This window comes from Nostoc sp. PCC 9305, assembly GCF_963920915.1.
GTDB lineage: Bacteria > Cyanobacteriota > Cyanobacteriia > Cyanobacteriales > Nostocaceae > Nostoc.
The window spans coordinates 1-17,566 of record NZ_CAWUDN010000136.1; the positions used below are offsets into that span (position 1 = coordinate 1).

10 protein-coding genes and 1 pseudogene are annotated in these 17,566 nt (G+C 41.1%); 7 read left to right on the forward strand and 4 right to left on the reverse strand.

The features are described 5' to 3' along the window. Positions 1 to 66: 66 nt before the first annotated feature. Together ACM0OX_RS31725 and ACM0OX_RS31730 are read right to left on the reverse strand one after the other, a co-directional pair. Positions 67 to 303: pseudogene (locus tag ACM0OX_RS31725) on the reverse strand (Uma2 family endonuclease); the annotation flags it as partial. Positions 304 to 464: 161 nt separating this feature from the next. Then, positions 465 to 6,308, reverse strand: a complete 5,844-nt coding sequence (locus tag ACM0OX_RS31730) for an AAA family ATPase (protein ID WP_414518945.1) — start codon at positions 6,306 to 6,308, stop codon at positions 465 to 467. 563 nt (positions 6,309 to 6,871) lie between these two features. Between ACM0OX_RS31730 and ACM0OX_RS31735 the strand changes: the two genes are divergently transcribed. The 6 genes from ACM0OX_RS31735 to ureG all read left to right on the forward strand — a co-directional run bounded on the left by ACM0OX_RS31735 (position 6,872) and on the right by ureG (position 13,992). Further along, positions 6,872 to 9,430: a PAS domain S-box protein gene (locus ACM0OX_RS31735; RefSeq protein WP_414518946.1), complete on the forward strand. Its 2,559-nt coding sequence runs from the start codon at positions 6,872 to 6,874 to the stop codon at positions 9,428 to 9,430. A gap of 214 nt (positions 9,431 to 9,644) precedes the next feature. Beyond that, a complete protein-coding gene (locus ACM0OX_RS31740; protein WP_414518947.1) occupies positions 9,645 to 11,384 on the forward strand; it encodes an ATP-binding protein in 1,740 nt (579 codons plus the stop codon). A gap of 271 nt (positions 11,385 to 11,655) precedes the next feature. Then, the gene (locus tag ACM0OX_RS31745) at positions 11,656 to 11,955 is read left to right on the forward strand and encodes a hypothetical protein (protein ID WP_414518948.1); all 300 of its coding nucleotides are present in this window, start codon (positions 11,656 to 11,658) and stop codon (positions 11,953 to 11,955) included. A gap of 267 nt (positions 11,956 to 12,222) precedes the next feature. Continuing rightward, a complete protein-coding gene (gene ureE, locus ACM0OX_RS31750; protein WP_414518949.1) occupies positions 12,223 to 12,669 on the forward strand; it encodes an urease accessory protein UreE in 447 nt (148 codons plus the stop codon). Then, positions 12,644 to 13,336, forward strand: coding sequence for an urease accessory protein UreF (locus tag ACM0OX_RS31755; RefSeq protein ID WP_414518950.1), 693 nt, complete (start codon positions 12,644 to 12,646; stop codon positions 13,334 to 13,336). Before ureE ends, ACM0OX_RS31755 begins: the two co-directional genes overlap by 26 nt. A gap of 59 nt (positions 13,337 to 13,395) precedes the next feature. Then, positions 13,396 to 13,992 carry an urease accessory protein UreG gene (ureG, locus tag ACM0OX_RS31760; RefSeq protein WP_414518951.1) on the forward strand — a complete coding sequence of 199 codons (597 nt, stop codon included), beginning with the start codon at positions 13,396 to 13,398 and terminating at the stop codon, positions 13,990 to 13,992. Between the two features lie 350 nt (positions 13,993 to 14,342). Here the strand turns inward: ureG and ACM0OX_RS31765 are convergent, their stop codons facing one another. Both ACM0OX_RS31765 and ACM0OX_RS31770 read right to left on the reverse strand, forming a co-directional pair. Next, complete coding sequence (locus tag ACM0OX_RS31765; RefSeq protein ID WP_414518952.1) at positions 14,343 to 16,208, reverse strand: ABC transporter ATP-binding protein; 1,866 nt, start codon at positions 16,206 to 16,208, stop codon at positions 14,343 to 14,345. Between the two features lie 100 nt (positions 16,209 to 16,308). Continuing rightward, entirely contained in the window at positions 16,309 to 16,482 is a 174-nt protein-coding gene (locus ACM0OX_RS31770) for a hypothetical protein (RefSeq protein ID WP_414518953.1), read from the reverse strand. A 306-nt stretch (positions 16,483 to 16,788) separates the two neighbouring features. Between ACM0OX_RS31770 and ACM0OX_RS31775 the strand changes: the two genes are divergently transcribed. Continuing rightward, positions 16,789 to 17,566, forward strand: a 778-nt coding sequence (locus ACM0OX_RS31775; protein ID WP_414518954.1) for a patatin-like phospholipase family protein, incomplete at its 3' end; no start/stop codon positions are given.

Consider the following 17,566-nt stretch of genomic DNA (forward strand, 5'->3'; position numbering starts at 1 on the left):
CCTCTAATTCCTTTTGATTTGCGTTCTCTCATATCGCTTTTAGTCTAAACTCCAGAGGTAGAAGTCAGAGTCAAAAGATTTACCTAGTTTATTTTGACGACTCCAAGCTCTTAATTGATAAGTTAAATCAGCATTACGGTCACTAGTACTACTCCCCGTAGGTGGCATAATAATTAATTCCCCTGAAGCTGTCCGCTCAAACTTTAAGTCTCGATTATTTTGACAAAGCTGAAAAAATTGCTCGTCAGTTAAGTCGATATTTAATTCGAGGGTAGGAGGTAAACTGACGGTGGTAGTATTCATGTTATCAGTTTGGGTGGAAGCAATATATCTATTCTAGTAGTCTGTCAAAGTAATTCGTAGTTGTAGTGCTTGCTTTATACTCTCCACTGATAGATAGGGTAGCGTTAGCCAGTCTGCTTACTTATAGCCGCAAGGCACACGCTACGCAAACTTAGAGAACGTCAATGACCGATTGGTAGTGTTATTTCAAACTCAGAGCCTTGTCCAAAAGTAGAATTGACTACCAAAGTACCTTCATGTTTTTCAACTATAATTTGTCGAGCGATCGCTAATCCTAATCCTGTACCTTTGCCAACAAGTTTAGTAGTAAATAAATGCTCAAAAATTCGTTTTTTGACATCATCAGTCATCCCAATACCGTTATCAGCTATTTGAATCTTAACGTGAGAATCGTTATGCACTGATGTTGTAATAATAATCCGATTAATATTAGCTTCAATTTCATCAAAGCTGTATCCTTGGTTTGATTCTTCTAAGGCATCAATGGCATTTGCTAGCAAATTCATAAAGACCTGATTGAGTTGCCCAGGAAAACATTCTACTTGGGGAATATTGCCATAGTTGGTAATGACTTCAATTGCTGGATGTTGTTCATTAGCCTTCAGGCGATGTTTCAAAATTAAAATAGTGCTATCAATACCTTCATGGATGTTAAAGGGAACTTTGTAATCCTTATCTGCCCGCGAGAAAGTTCGCAAGCTAGTACTGATATTTTTAATGCGATCGCACCCCACGTTCATAGATTTAATCATTTTGGGTACGTCTTCTAAGAGATAATCAATCTCAATCTTCTGGGCATGTTGGTCAATTTCTGTTGTAGATGCGCCAGAACGGTACAATTGCAAGTGTTCAATAATATCTTCTAATCCCAACTTCGCTTCGTTGACATTTCCAGCGATAAAGCCAATTGGGTTATTGATTTCGTGGGCGACACCTGCAACTAAATTTCCAAGGGCTGACATTTTTTCGCTTTGGACAATTTGTAATTGGGCTTTTTGTAAGTCTTCAATTGCTTGTTCTAGTTGTTGAGATTTTTGCTGGACGATAGCTTCGGCAGCTTTGCGATCGCTAATATCTAAAATTAAACCATCCCAAACAATTGCACCATCCACTTGCATTTCTGGACGAGATGCCGCTTGCACCCATTTCATAGTTCCTGATGGCGTGATAAGTCGCCATTCGTGAACAAACGGTGTCAGATTTTGGGCAGATTCCATCATTGCCTGCTCGATACCAGCAATATCATCGAGATGTTCTAGAGAACGAGGGTTTTCCTTGCCGGCGATTATTTCCTCTGCTGTCACTTCGTAAAGGTTATAGCAGCCAGAACTAATATAGGGCATAGAAGCCAAATTATCTGCTGTCACATGGAGTTGATAAATCGCTCCAGGAACATTATCGGCAACTTTCTGAAAACGGGCTTCGCTTTGCTGAAGATTCGCGTAAAGCCGAGCATTTTCTAGAGAAATTGCCGCTTGAGTACAAAGGAAATTCAGTACTAAAATGCGATCGCTGGTAAATACCCCACTCGTTAAATGATTTTCTAAGTATAAAATTCCTACTAAACGTCCCTGATTGAGTATTGGTAAACATATCACACTCTTGGGTTGATGCTGAATTAAATAATCATCAACTATCGGTAAAGTAGTTTTGAGATCGTCAATCACAACCACATTAGCTGTATTTTTCACATACTGAATCAGCGCAATCGGAACATTAGGATTATTTTCGAGCGGTTCTAATTTTAAGCTAGTGCTATCAAGGGTAGTAATTGCGCGTATTTGCCATTTCCCATCTTCAGGTAAAAGCAGGGCACATTTATCAGCACCAGCATTTTCAAGAATGATTTGGGTAAGTTGCTGTAAAAATTCATCGAGTTGAATTGTTGCAGAAAGAGTTTGCGACGCTTTGAGGATAGCGCTCAAGTCAAGTATGTTATTGATGTTGCCGCCGGAAGAAGTCGCGGTACTAGTAAATGAGTTGATTGGGTTAGCAATTGTTGCTAAGGCTTCTAAAAGATTTACTGTTGGTACTGTCTGTTGCGAAATTGGATGCAGCAATTGTGGGTAACGTTTTTCTAAGTCATCTGTCTTGGCTTTGGCTCCCCACCTGGCATAGCCAGAGTAAGCTGCCTGCATATAGGCTTGGGCGACTTTTTCTTTGCCCCAGTTAAGGTAAAATTTGGCAGCGAGTTCGTTAGCGAGAGCTTCATCTTGGAGGAAGCCGTTTTCCTTGGCTTTAGCGATCGCGCGATCGTAAAAGTCCATTGCTACGGCGCGTAGGCGTAGCCCGTCGTAGACATCGCTAATAGCATACCGTTCGGCTTCCACTAAATCCCAACGGTGTTGATGGTTACAGGGAGCAAATGCTGCCCATCTTTGCATCTTCTCTTGATTCGCCTCGACTTGGGCGAGAATCTGTTGCTGTTCTGACTCAGTTGCGGCTTTGTAAACTGCCAGATGAATCAAAGAATCGTAGAAAAAATACAGAGCAACACCAAATTGGGCGATACCAGCGTCTAAGTACTGTTTTGCCTGAGCAGACTGCTGGGCAGCTTCTTGATACCGCCCAAACAAATACCAGAGAATCGTTTGATTAACTTGCCAATAAAATAATCCAGTTCGGTCTTGGGTTGCCTGATTCAGGGATAATCGTTGTTCTGCATGATAAATCGTTCCCGTTAAGCGATCGGGAGATTGGCTATGTCCTAGCAAGTTGAGTACAGCTTGATAAGCAATCTCCAGATATTGCAGCGGCGATTCTTGCTTGAGTGAATAGATGCTTTGGCGATAGGCTGCCATTTCATTCGCCAACCCAGTTAATTCTCGCCCTGTAAAATAAGCATAGTGACAGTAAGCTTGGGCATTCAATGCTGTACTATCCAAATCTCCAGTTTCCAGTCCATTTTGGTAGCCCTCTTGCAGATGCACAAGTTGTTCGCGCAATGAGTCTTTCCAATGACGGATAAAGTAGTAGACGATAAAGTAGGTTCTGCATTTAAAGATTTTGGACTGCAACTGTTCCAGCAGGTTTAACGCCAATTGTCCAAACTCATAACCAGCTTCCAGATTACCAAGCACACCACAGAGGATGATGCCGTAGTCGGCATAAGCATAGACAGAAATAGGACAATTACCATATTTAATCGAAAATTCTACTTGTTTGAATATCAGTAGAGGCATTAAAGCAGGTCTTGCAAGATAGGCAGCTGGAATCATTTTGCTCATGATGCTCATCGCTGCCAAGCGGTGAGCATCTTTCATAGTGGATAAATTGAGCAAATCCAGAGAAGAACGTCCTTCCCATAACTGCATAGTTGCTTCACCTGCCCGTCCAATATCTGCCGCAGTTGATTGTTGAGGAAACTCAATACCCAACAGTTGCAACACCTGCAAGCCAATATTCAGCGTTTTCAATGGAAGACCTTGCGATCTTCCTGCCATCATTCTAGTGACGTAGATGGGAATGCTGTCGAGCAAGGTCTTAGCGTGTTGCAACACAATTGTCACCCATTGTTCCATCTGCTCAAAATCGGCGTTGAGATAGGTGGCTTCAGTTACCTCGATATACAGCGTCAGGGTCAAGTCATAGTGGCTTTCCCAGCAAGAATGGGATAGCAAACTAATTCCCACGGTCAGATACTCGACGGCTACTGTGTATGTAGTTGCAGATTTTGCTCTCCGTCCTGCGCTCAGATTTAATTGTGCCAGTTCTTGCCGCTCTGAAGGTTCAGTGATTAAGGAACTAGCTGCGTTCAAATGAGTGACAATTTCAAATAATCGTTCTTCTCGTTCCAAATCTGAGGAATTGCGTAACAATAACATTCCAATTTTGTAATGGGTGGCTTGCTTTTGGTCGTCTGGAATCAACGAGTAGGCAGCTTGCTGAACGCGATCGTGTAAGAATTTGTATCCAGCATTTGGGGAAGTTTGTTGAGTAAATATTTGTTCTTCTTGCCCAACATAAAACTTATAAACTTCACTTTGGGGCAAAATCAAACCTTCTTGTAAACCATTCCATAAACAAGCTGCTGTTTCGGTTTCCAACTGTTCAGAAACGATCGCCAATGTTGCTAAATCAAACTGATTGCCGATGCAAGCAGCTAATTTTAGAGCCTGTTGAGTTGATTCTGGCAGCCTCCGTAATTGAAATGCCATGAATTCCAAAACATTATCTGTCAAAGATTGCTGATTGATTTTTGCAATATCACATTGCCAGCAACCTTCTGCAAAGTTGAAGATAATCAACCCATCTTGGTGCAAAGCTTTAATAAATTGTGTTGCAAAAAATGGATTTCCCTGAGTTTTTTGAAACACTAATTGCGAAATAGGTAATGCTAATTCTTCTTTGCAACCTAATGTATCGCTTACTAACTGATTCAATTGTAATTGACTTAAAGGTTGCAGAGTTATCAAGTTAATAGTCGTGCCTATTTTTCTTACCTCATCTAAAATTGACATTAACGGATGGGCAGGTGATAGTTCGTTATCTCTATAAGCACAAATTAGTAATAAATATCCAGAGTTTGACTCATTCATTAGTAATTGAAGCAATTTTAATGAAGCTAAATCTGCCCATTGCAAATCATCCAGAAAAATAACTAAAGGATGTTCTTTTGTCGTAAAAAGCTGAATAAAACTTTGAAATAATAAATTAAATCTATTTTGCGCCGCCTCTGCTGATAATTCTGATGTCGGGGGTTGTTTACCGATAATTTTTTCTAATTCGGGAATCACTTCAACGATTATCTGTCCATCGTCTCTTAATGCTGCCAGGATATTTTTTTTCCATTGTTGCAGTTGTCGATCGGTTTCTGTTAATAACTGCACTATTAAATCACGCAAGGATTGCACAAAGGCAGATAAGGGAATATTCCGGTTAAACTGGTCAAATTTACCTTTGATAAAATAACCGCGTTGCCGAACGATTGGTTTATGAACTTCATTCACCACCGCAGTTTTACCAATGCCAGAAGAACCAGCAATTAACATGATTTCACACTTTCCCAGAGAAACCCTCTCAAACGCTTCTAATAGTTGTCGGACGCCTGTTTCTCTCCCGTATAACTTTTCTGGGATAATGAAGCGATGTCTACGACGGTCTACGCCTACGCAAATATCCCGTTGTCCAATTTGGAAGTATTTAATCTTACCCGTTTCGTTCAGTTGACAAAGACAATTTTCTAAATCGTGTTTTAACCCTAAAGCATTTTGATAACGATCTTCAGCATTTTTTGCCATCAATTTCATGACAATATCTGACAACACTTCCGAAATCTCTTCACTTTTAACTTCCCGAAGGGATGGTGGCTGTTTGGCAATATGACAATGCACCAACTCCATTGAATCTTCTGACTCAAAGGGTAATTGTCCTGTGATTAGTTCAAAAAATGTCACACCCAAAGAATAAAAGTCACTGCGGTAATCTATTCCTCGGTTCATCCGTCCAGTTTGTTCGGGAGATAAATAAGCCAAAGTTCCCTCTAAAACCTTGGGACTGATCGTAGTTTGGTTTTCTCTGGGAAGCAAAGAAGCAATGCTAAAATCGATGAGTTTTACTTGTTTGGTTTGCGGGTTAATTAGAATATTAGTCGGTTTGATATCTTTGTGAATTACCCGTTCTTGGTGCAGTTCATGGAGAATATGACTAAGTTGCAGACCGATTGTGAAAAATTCCACAAGTTCCAGTGATTGAGTTTTGGTATATTCTCTCAGAGAAATTCCCCCAAAATCTTCCATTACTAAAGCATAACTATTGCGATATGCTTCTAGACTATAGGGACGAACGATACTAGGAATATTGAAATTTTTGGCAATGGTATATTGGTTACGAAACTGCAACAGTTCGTTAAAAGTAGGAGATTCTACTTGCAGTATTTTAATGACAACAGGTTGTTCATCCACCAGTCGGATGGCTCGATAGACTACGGTTTTGGAACCTTGGTAGAGTGTTTCTATTAATTTATAGCCGCTTATGCTATAAACTTCATAAATTGCTGTTGTCATGGTTATGCTCTCAATAATCAAAACTGCTGTCAAAAGTTTGACTTTTAGCAGCACATATATCGTTATTGTTCCCAAAATCAGGGTTTGTTTTTCAAGGATATGATAATAAGCTGATGTGCAAATACTCTTACGCAAAGACACGGAGATGCTATTTGAATGACGATTAGCTGACTAAAAACTTTTATTAATTCATCACCTATTAGGCATTTCTAGAAATTAATTATTATCCATAAGCCTTGTAGAGACGTAGCAGTGTTACATCTTTATATTCTCTTTGCATTTCTTTGCGTTTAAAAAAGCTACGAATTTATGCAAAACTGTACTTAGTGTTCAAAAAAGAATTGAAACCTTTGCCTGAAAGTGAATCAGCACTCCTGAACTGATTCGCTATTTAACAAATGGTTCACCCGATTGGGTGAATGCGATCGCAGCATCCAGAACTACTCTGAAAGTAGAGCCACTTTTTTGCTGTTAGTGATTTCGCCGACAGCTAAAAAACTTTTACAATGGCTATGATTGCCTTGAATATTATGCCAATTGCTTATATATCAAAGGGTCTAAGAGTGGATGAAATTATAAAATCACGGCATAAACCAGATTTTCTACCAGAGAAGATCCCTCTGTTGGAAACAGTTGCTGCCAATTTACCGGGGATGATTTTCCAAATTCTGCAACGGCAGGATGGTTCTGTATTTATCCCTTATATTAGTTCTGGTTGTAAATATTTGTATGAATTAGAACCAGAAGCTGTACAGTCAGACTTTCAGGTGTTATGTAAACTGATTCATCCACAAGATATACAAGCTTTTACAGAATCTATTACTGTTTGTCGTACTACTCTTACACCTTGGCATTGGGAAGGTCGGATTGTTACGCCTAGTGGCAAACTGAAATGGATTCAAGGTACTTCGCAACCCGAATTACAAGAAGATGGCGATTTTCTTTGGCATGGCTTGGTTATGGATATTACAGACCGAAAACAAGCCCAAGAAAAATTGCTTGAGAGTGAGGCACGATATAAAGCAATTTTGGATGCTATACCAGATTTGATGTTTCGCATCAGTCGCGATGGCGAGTATCTAGATTTGAAAAGTGAAGGTGCAAATATCACTCTTTCGAGAGAAGAAATAGTTGGAAAAAATCTGCAAGAGTTATTGCCGAGTGATGTTGCAGCCATTAGCCAAGTAGCGATCGCTAAAACTTTAGATTCTGGAAGTTTACAAAGTTGTGAATATCAACTACGAACATCTTTGGGAGTCAGAGATTACGAGGCGCGATTGGTAGTTAGTGGTACAGATGAGGTACTAGCAATTGTCCGAGACATCACAGATCGCAAACAAGGGGAGGTCGCCTTACAAAATCTTGCCCAAAAATTTGCTAAAGCTTTTAGTTGCAGCCCCGATTCAATTACCATTAGCACGCTGCAAGAAGGACGCTTTATCGAAGTTAACGACAGTTTTGTGAATCTTTCCGGTTATGGGCGAGATGAGGCAATTGGTAAAACTTCTTTTGAGTTAAATCTTTGGGTACAGGATCGCGATCGCCTAAACTTAGTGCAAGAGTTGCAAAGCACGGGAGTTGCTCGTAACTTAGAAATTGATTTTCGGCAAAAATCTGGTGAGATAATTACAACGCTGCTGTCAGCCGAAGTCATTGATTTGAATGGTATTCCTGCCATTTTAGCAGTGCATCATGACATTACAGAACGCAAACAAGTAGAAGCACAATTACGCTTTTGTGCCCAACGCGATCGCTTGTTGGCAGAAACCCTAGTAAGAATTCGGTCTTCGCTTAAATTAGAGGAAATTCTTCAAACCACCGTGACGGAAGTCAGGCAATTTCTGCAAACAGATCGAGTTTTCATTGGTTTAAATAATGCCAATTTAGGAGTCAAGACTCTTGCCGAATCAGTAGATCCTAAATATCCATCAGTCTCAGGTTGGTCTACTAAAGATGAAGCTTATCTACAAGAATTAAGAAACTTATTAAAAGATAATCGTGTGCGTGTCGTTGAAGACGTAACGCAAATATCAGTATCTCCCAAAGTAAAAGCACACTGTCAAAAATTCCAAACGAAGGCTAGCTTGGCTGTACCAATTATGCTAGGTAATGAATTATTTGGGGCGTTAATTGCCAATCAATGCTCAGGGCCGCGTTATTGGCAGCCAATAGAAATTGATTTGTTACAGCAGATGTCAGAACAGCTAGCGATCGCGATTCAACAAAGCCAGATATGCCAAAAGCTAGCAGAACTCAACACTAATTTAGAATACCAAGTCCAAGAACGAACAGCACAGTTAGAGCAGAAAATGCAAGAAGTTGAAAAATTGCATCGCGTCAAAGATGTTGTTTTGCACACAGTTGCCCACGATTTACGGACTTCGGTGATGGGTAACTTGATGGTGTTAAAGAATTTGTTAAATCAGGGAGTGGGGAGCAGGGGAGCAGGGGAGCAGGGGAGCAGGGGAGTAATTACAGCAAGTCTTTCCCCTCTGCCTCTTTCCCATATCCCAAGTGCCCAATCTTCAATTCCAATATCTCGCTCAATCATTGAGCGAATGATTCAGGGCAACGATCGCCAACTGACGATGATTAACTCATTGCTAGAAATTAATTCTTGTGAAAAACAGGGTCTTGAGATCAAACTCGAACCCGTGCAATTTAGCACCCTACTGGCAGGCACATTCGCCGAGTTGAAACCCATGCTGACACAAAATCAAGCGACTCTGAAGAACTTGGTTCCCGCAGACTTACCGTTAGTAATGGCAGATGGGACTCGATTGCAGAAAGTTTTGGTAAATTTGATCGCACATAGCTTGCACAATAATCCGCCAGGATTAAATTTTACCCTGAGCGCCACCGTTGAGGGCGGAATGATTCGCACTCAGATTCAAGATGACGGTGTGATAATGAGTAAAGTAGAGTGCGATCGCCTCTTCGATCTCCATGTCCGCGATCCTCAAGATTGCTGCTCTACAAGCATTGGCTTAAAAATGTATCTTTGTCGGAAAGTTATTAAGGCGCATGGCGGCGAAATCGGGGTTATGAGTAACCGCAAGCGTGGATTAACTTTCTGGTTTACACTACCTTTGGCAACTTCATCCGCAACAAATCGCCCATAAATCACCAAAAAATGAGAGGGTGTTATTTATAGCAATATAAAACCTCTTGCAAAGGTGCTTTTTGCACTCTTGTGGGAAAAGGGAAAAAGTTAAAGGGTAAGGGTGAAATACAAAACCTTTACCCTTTCCCCCTTCCCCTTTTCCCTACTTCTGCAAGAAGTCTATTAAGTAAGGGAAACACCCTCAAGGTATGGGCAAAGTTGCTCGGATGCTAATGGCTACTCCATTTACAACAGTGCAAAGCTGGTGGAGAAAAACCTTTTCTGCGCCAACAACAGATGAAATCATTACTCTTTACAGAGTTTGGCGTAACCGTTTTTTGTGGCAAAGATTACGCTTATGGTTATGGCTGGCACTGATCTGTCTGTTGTCTTTTACTTTGCGAGACATTTATGGCCTGTTTTTTCCTTTTGCAGAGTTGCAGCCGCTCCCAGAAGTACTTAGAACTCAACGCCTGGTAATTAATGTTGCAATGCTTGCAAGTATAATTATTTGCTTTGCTTTACATAAAACTAAATTAGGTCGTCATCGTCCAGATTTATTATTTTTAGGGTCTTCTTGGTCACTTAGTTTAGCGTCGCAGTTGTTTGCAACCATCAGAGGTTTCGCACTACCCGATACCATCGGCTGGTCGCTATTGTTCTTGAGCCAAGCTGTGTTGATGCCCGTCTGCTGGATTCTTCACTTGCTGACTCAAGTGAGTGTGCTGATTTACTATTTTGGTGTGAATACGACACTTGGGCTAAAAACACCAATACCCGACCACCCAGAAATATATAATGTAACGTTCATTTTATACATTTTTTGGTTTTGTACTATATGTGACATCGGTGTTTATCTGTACGATCGCCTGCAACGTTCTGAATTTTTCGCCCGCCAAGAACTAGAATCTGCCTACCAAAAACTCAAGGTTGCCGAAGCGAAATATCGCAGCATTTTTGAAAACGCCGTTGAAGGAATTTTTCAAAGCAGTCCCGATGGACATTACATTACGGCAAATCCTGCTTTAGCAAGGATTTATGGCTACTCCTTAGCGCAGGAGGTGACAGCAAATTTCACTGACATTGAACAATTGTACGTTGACCCGAACCGCCGGACAGAATTTGTGCGTCTGATGGAAAAGTATGGCAGCGTTTCCGATTTCGAGTCCCAAATTTATCGCCAAGACGGGAGTATTGTCTGGATTTCCGAAAAAGCCTATACAGTCCGTGACGAACAGGGAAAACTGCTTTACTACGAAGGTTTGATTGAAGATATTACCCAGCGCAAGCAAACTGAAGAAGAACTACGAGTATTTTTCCATGCAGTTTCTCATGACTTACGCAACCCAGTACTGGGTACTTTAATGGTACTGAAGAATTTGCTGACCCGTTCAGAGGAAAATATTGCGATTTCCCGCTCAATTTTAGAGCGGATGATTCAAAGTAGCGATCGGCAACTTAACTTAATTAATTCGTTGATGGAAACTCATATCAGTGAGGTGCAAGGTGTTGTCTTACAACGTCAAGCCGTACAATTACTGGCAGTTGTCGAAGCTGCGATCGCAGATTTAGAGCCATTATTAGCACAAAATCAAGCCAAGCTCACAAATTTGGTATCCGCAGATTTGCCATTAGTGAATGCAGATCCCACGCAACTATGGCGAGTTTTTTCTAACTTAATCGTCAACGCCCTCAAACATAATCCCCCAGAATTGCTTTTGACAATCAATGCTACCTGTCAGGATGACATGATTTATTGTACTGTTACTGATAATGGTGTAGGAATTAGTCAACAACAAAGCGATCGGCTTTTTGACCTTTACTTTCGGGGTAGAAGTATCGGCAATTCTGTAAGTTTGGGATTAGGGTTGTATCTGTGTAAGCAAATTATCCATGCTCACGGCGGCGAAATCGGTGTTAATAGTGCATTGAATACAGGGGCAACCTTTTGGTTTACATTACCTATTAGCTGACCTTTGGTTATTTATCCACCAGCGATGCACTGAGTTTCGACGCTTCGACAAGCTCAGTGCATTCCTGCGCTCAACTATCGCATAGCCGAAGTATCGTACAAAATACCCAACTGAATTCTGACTCGTGACTCCTAAATTCTGTATTCTGCTGTAAATCTTAGTATAGGGACTAAAGTAACTATTTAAAGGTGACTTTAGATACAAGCGAGTGCCTGATTATTCCAATTATATTGAGAATATACAAAACAATGCAACGGAGATTAAAGGATATATGAACCGTTTTAAATCTATTCTTCTTGGAGGCTTATTAGCAGTTGCTTCAAGTGCTGCTCTTTCTCAAAATGCTAATGCTGCTGAATTTAAATCTGAGCATGAGCATTTTAATCGTAGTAATACTGTAGCTTTTAATAACAATAAAGTCCAACACGAACGTCAAGTCCGCGAACAACGCGCTCGTGAATTGCGTGAACGTCAAGCCCGCGAACGACGCGCTCGTGAATTGCGTGAACGCCAAGCCCGCGAACGACGCGCTCGTGAATTGCGTGAACGTCAAGCCCGTTTTAATCACTAAGCTGAAAGTTTTCCCTCAGATTACGTTAGGAGAGTAGCACTACTCTCCTTTTTTTGTTTGCATAAATCTATTCAAATTAATGCCAAAATAATATTATTCAAGGGGCTGCTAAAAAAATTAGGCCCTTTTTATCCAAATTCTGAGCAATATCATATTTGGAATCAATATTTTCATCTATTGTTTAATTTTATCTTTTCTTCCGGCAAGGCAGATATTGTATTTAAATTAGAACCATAATGAAAAGCGGAAAATCAAGCGAAATTCTGTATGCTGACATTTACCCAACTTAAGCCACCTAATTACAATGCCGCTGTTACTTTTACTCTGGCGCTAACAGCAGAAGAACGCACGCGCAGTCGTCATCGCTTTGAAACTGAAGATGGTAAAGTTGTGTTTTTACATTTACCCAGAGGAACCGTTTTACACGATGGCGATATTCTGCAAGAAGAAACCCATAGCAGTTTAATCAGAATTACTGCTAAACCAGAATTAGTTATGACTGCCTTTGCCCAAACACCACTTTTATTATTACGAGCGACATACCATCTAGGAAATCGCCATGTACCTGTAGAAATTACTCCGACTTATTTACGCTTGTCTTCAGATTCGGTTTTACGCACGATGTTGGAACAATTGGGGTTAGAAGTTAAAGAGGAAATTTTACCGTTTCAGCCAGAATTAGGAGCTTATGGACAACAGCATCATGCTCACTGATAGTCATCTTTTGAGTATTTTGCAGCTGGCTAGCCCCGCTTTGCCTGTGGGAGCATATAGTTATTCTGAAGGTTTGGAAATGCTGGTAGAAAATGGTACGATCGCTAACCACACACATCTCAAAGATTGGTTAAAAGCAGAGTTGCTCTACGGGGCAATTCGGTTAGAGGCGGCGGTGATGGTACGATCGCAGCAAACTGTAAAAATAGGTGATATTGAGTCCCTATGTCGTTGGAATCTGTGGTTATCCGCTGCTAGGGAAACAGAAGAATTACGCGCCTCTAGTTGGCAGATGGGGCGATCGCTCATCCAATTACTTGGTAAACTAGAACCGCAGATTATGCCTATTGCCAATGCTGTAGGTAATCCTTGCAATTATGCGATCGCTTTTGGCATTGCCGTTGCCCATTGGCAAATCAGTATCCAAGCCGCATTACTGGGATATCTGCATAGTTGGGCAAGTAATTTGATTACTGCTGGCGTAAAACTTATCCCTCTTGGACAAACAGCAGGACAAGGGTTATTGCTAGATTTACAACCATTATTTAGCACTGCGGCGTTAGAAATTCTAGGGTTGGAGGACGATCAACTCGCCTGTTGTAGTTGGGGTTTGTCGCTAGCGAGTATGCAACATGAAACTCAGTATACAAGGTTGTTTAGGAGTTAGTCAAAATAATTCGTAATTCGTAATTCGTAATTCGTAATTATTACAAAGGACAAATAAAAATGAATGCATTTCGAGTGGGAGTTGCTGGCCCGGTGGGTTCGGGGAAGACGGCTTTGGTGGATGGTTTGTGTAAGGGGTTGCGCGAGCAGTATCAGATTGCGGTAGTGACAAATGATATTTATACTCAAGAGGATGCTCAGTTTTTGGTGCGTTCTCAGGCTTTGGCAAGCGATCGCATTTTGGGTGTAGAGACTGGTGGTTGTCCTCACACTGCTATCCGCGAAGATGCTTCGATGAATTTGGCGGCAATTGAACAGTTAGAGGAACGTTTTATCGATTTAGATTTAGTCTTTTTGGAAAGTGGCGGCGATAATTTGGCTGCTACTTTTAGTCCAGAATTAGTGGATTTAACGATTTACGTCATTGATGTTGCGGCTGGTGATAAAATTCCCCGCAAAGGTGGCCCTGGCATTACCAAATCTGATTTGTTGGTGATTAACAAAACTGATTTAGCACCCTACGTTGGTGCAGATTTAAGTGTGATGGAACGAGATGCTAAAAAAATGCGCGGTGATAAACCTTTTATTTTTACTAATTTAAAAACTCAGTCTGGACTTGCAGATATAATTAACTTTGTTTGTACAAATATTTGTTGAAAAATAATTCCGAAGTCAGGAGTCAGAATTCAGAATCAAGACAACTAAACCTGCGTATTTAGTATGGGTGCAAAAACGCCGTTTAGGAACTTCCAAATAAAAAACACTCATACTTATTGTGGGGTGGGCGTCTCGCCCGCCCGTAGTCAAAGGCGGACAAGATGTCCACCCCACAAGATTGGATAATTTATTTTTTGGAAGTCGCTGATTTAGACGTGACGCTTGAATACTCGCTAACGCGGACTTGCTACTGCTCCGCTATCCGCCACTCGTATATAATTCATGCTATTAGCGGATAGCTAAGGTTTAGCCCATTCTGACTCCTGACTCCTGACTCCTGAATTCTATTTCTATAAAGCCTTCAAATGACGACTTCGCACCCGTTCAGCACTACCAGTAGGAATCGCAGCAATTAATTTTTGCGTGTATTCTTCTTTGGGTTCTTGGTAAATGCTTTCGGCTGTACCTTCTTCAACAATTTGACCGCGATTCATGACTAAAATGCGATCGCTCATAAATTTAACCACACTTAAATCGTGAGAAATAAAAATATAAGTAAGCTGAAAGTCTGACTGTAACTCTTTAAGAAGATTTAATACCTGCGCCTGTACGGAAACATCCAGCGCTGAAACTGATTCATCGCAGATGATAAACTTAGGATTCAATGCCAAAGAACGGGCTATGCAAATCCGTTGGCGTTGACCGCCAGAAAACTGATGAGGATAGCGGTTAATCGCATCTGCACTCAACCCCACCCGTTCTAAGAGTTCGACTACTCGCTGGCGTCGTTGTTGCTTGCTTTTGCCAACAGCGTGAATTAACAATGGTTCCATCACCGCATCGCCAACCTTCATCCGGGGGTCGAGGGAACTGAAAGGGTTTTGAAAGACTATTTGCATTTCTCGCCGCAGTTTTTGCAACGCTTCTCCTTTGAGGCTAGTAATATCTTGTTTCTCAAAGATAATCTGACCACTCATCGGTTCAATTAATCGCAGCAAGGTTCTACCAAGGGTGGTCTTGCCGCAACCAGATTCTCCTACCAAACCTAGTGTTTCCCCTGGCTTGACATCAAAAGAAACGCCATTAACTGCCATATTGTAGCGTTTTGTCCCACCAAACACCCCGCGCACCGGAAAACCAACTTTCAGGTTGCGGATTTGCAGCAGGGGTTCCTTTTCATTAAAGTTTGCCAATCTTGCAGCAATCTCTTCGGTGGTGACTTCTATGGGTTGTGCGGGTTCTTTCGCCTGAATTACTACTTGTCCCGTCGCTGTCTCTTCTGCACTCATATAGTCAGAAACCGTGAGTAATTTTTGGGGACGGCGGTTGAGTGTGGGGCGACAGGCTATCAAACCTTTAGTATATGGATGCTGGGGAGTGCTAAAAATTTGCCGAGAAGTACCAGATTCGACAACTTTGCCTTTATACATCACCGCTACTTCGTCAGCAATTTCTGAAATTAGCCCCAAGTCGTGGGTGATGAAAATCATTGCCATGTCACGGCTTTGCTGCAATTCTCGCAACAAGTCCAAAATAGTCGCTTGCACCGTCACATCCAAGGCTGTGGTTGGTTCATCGGCAATTAAAATTAATGGGTTGCAAGAAATGGCCATTGCAATCATTACTCGTTGCAACTGACCCCCAGAAAGTTCATGGGGGTAGCGTTCCAGCATGGCTTCTTTGTGTTCTTTAACCAACTGTGCCAACTTTGATGGTTCTAGTTTCGATGAAGTTTCGGTATACTGCTGTTGGATCTCCTCATCACTAGGTAGAAGTTTAACCTCTTGGAGACCTGCGATCGCAATTTGTCGTGCTTGGGCGGCTGAGACATTTTGATGTCGCACAATTGCTTCTGTTAGCTGAAACCCAATGTTATAAACTGGATTGAGCGAACTCATCGGTTCTTGAAAAATCATGGCGATATCGCCACCCCGATGTAACTGCATTTGCTCAGGAGGCAATTTTACCAAATCGATGGGGTTGCCATTCTCCTGCGGACGAAACCAGATTTCACCGCCAGTAACTATACCGGGAGTCTGCAACAAACCCATCACAGCTAGGGCTGTCACCGACTTACCGCTTCCCGATTCTCCTACTATTCCTAGAGTTTCACCTCGATTCAGCCCAAAGGAAATACCATCCAAAGCTCTGACGACATTGCCATCACCGGGAAATTCAACTTGGAGATTGCGAACCTCTAGGACAGTTTCTCTCATAGGAGTTAGGTATGAATATTAACTTAAAATTATTTGGATTTTAACAATAGTTTCGATGTATATGTAAGTAAATTTGGTTTTTATACTCATTGGCGGTTTCTCACATACCTCCACAATATACACGCATTTGCGATGTAGAACTGCTTGCGATCTCTGCAAATTGCGATCGGCTCATAGTATCCTCTGTTTTCAGAGTTCCAGTATTTACATAAGCTTTTGCAGTGGTTGTTCTTATGGGGACAGCACTGTTATTCAGTACTTCTTTCGTGGGCATGTTGCTCTCGTGAAGAGGATTAGTAGGCTCATACTACCGATATCGCAATGGGGAGCACGTGATCAAAAGAGCGGATGATGCTCAAAGTGGTAATAAAGCCGAAACTGAAGTAGCTAGATTATTGTGCATATAAACACCGATGTTTTGGAAGCGCCTGAACCAGAAATCGAAACCAGTAGAAAACACACCATCATTTATAAAAAAAATGTGTAATTACTTTGGATTCAGTAAAAATACTGAACCAGCAAGCAATTTGCTAGATATAAACTATTTACTTAAAAGCTAAAAGCAACAAAATAAACAAAAATGTCAAATTCTAAACAAGTTGTTCGGATCTTATCAATTGATGGAGGAGGTATTCGGGGTATTCTTCCTTTGTCGATCCTTAAATATATAGAAGAAAAAACAGGCTCTCCTATTCATAGTTTATTTGATGTAATTGGAGGAACATCAACAGGGGGATTAATAGCCTTAGGCTTAAATTCCAAAAATCCACTGACAGGTCAGATATATAGCGCACAAGATTTATTAAAATTTTACGTCAACGATGCCCATAATATTTTTAAAACAAACGGCGACTCTGACGGTGAAAAGTTTTTGAGTTGGGTTAGAGATAACTTTATATCCAACATTCCGGGAGTTAACCAATTAGCTGGAAAGCATGGTTCAGGAGTGTTCACTCCCCAATATTCGGGTCAAAACATCGAAGTTTTTTTTCAGGATAAATTTGGTTCCGATATAAAATTATCGCAATTATCAACAGAGTGCGACGTAACAGTATATAGCTATGATATTGAGAATGACGAAGTATATCGTTTTAATAACAAAGAAGCAGCTATTAATCATTGGGATGATTATTATGTGTGGCAAGCCGTTCGAGCAACTTCAGCTGCTCCAACTTTTTTCTCAGGGTTAGAAGTATTTAATTCTAACTCTGGAGTACGTTTTGGAATCAGTCAAAATAGTAGTCCAGCATTAACAGCCCATCAAGACAAACTTTACATGGCTTGGCGTGGAGTAGGTGCTGATAAGGAAAAAATCTACTATGCCAGTTTTGATGGCAAAAACTGGTCTGAACAAAATC

Coding starts and splice junctions, on each gene's coding strand:
- ACM0OX_RS31730 (WP_414518945.1), bottom strand. CDS start 6,308: ATGACAACAGCAATTTATGAAGTTTATAGCATAAGCGGCTATAAATTA.
- ACM0OX_RS31765 (WP_414518952.1), bottom strand. CDS start 16,208: ATGAGAGAAACTGTCCTAGAGGTTCGCAATCTCCAAGTTGAATTTCCC.
- ACM0OX_RS31755 (WP_414518950.1), top strand. CDS start 12,644: ATGGACAACAGCATCATGCTCACTGATAGTCATCTTTTGAGTATTTTG.
- ACM0OX_RS31770 (WP_414518953.1), bottom strand. CDS start 16,482: ATGCCCACGAAAGAAGTACTGAATAACAGTGCTGTCCCCATAAGAACA.
- ACM0OX_RS31740 (WP_414518947.1), top strand. CDS start 9,645: ATGGCTACTCCATTTACAACAGTGCAAAGCTGGTGGAGAAAAACCTTT.
- ureG (WP_414518951.1), top strand. CDS start 13,396: ATGAATGCATTTCGAGTGGGAGTTGCTGGCCCGGTGGGTTCGGGGAAG.
- ACM0OX_RS31745 (WP_414518948.1), top strand. CDS start 11,656: ATGAACCGTTTTAAATCTATTCTTCTTGGAGGCTTATTAGCAGTTGCT.
- ureE (WP_414518949.1), top strand. CDS start 12,223: ATGCTGACATTTACCCAACTTAAGCCACCTAATTACAATGCCGCTGTT.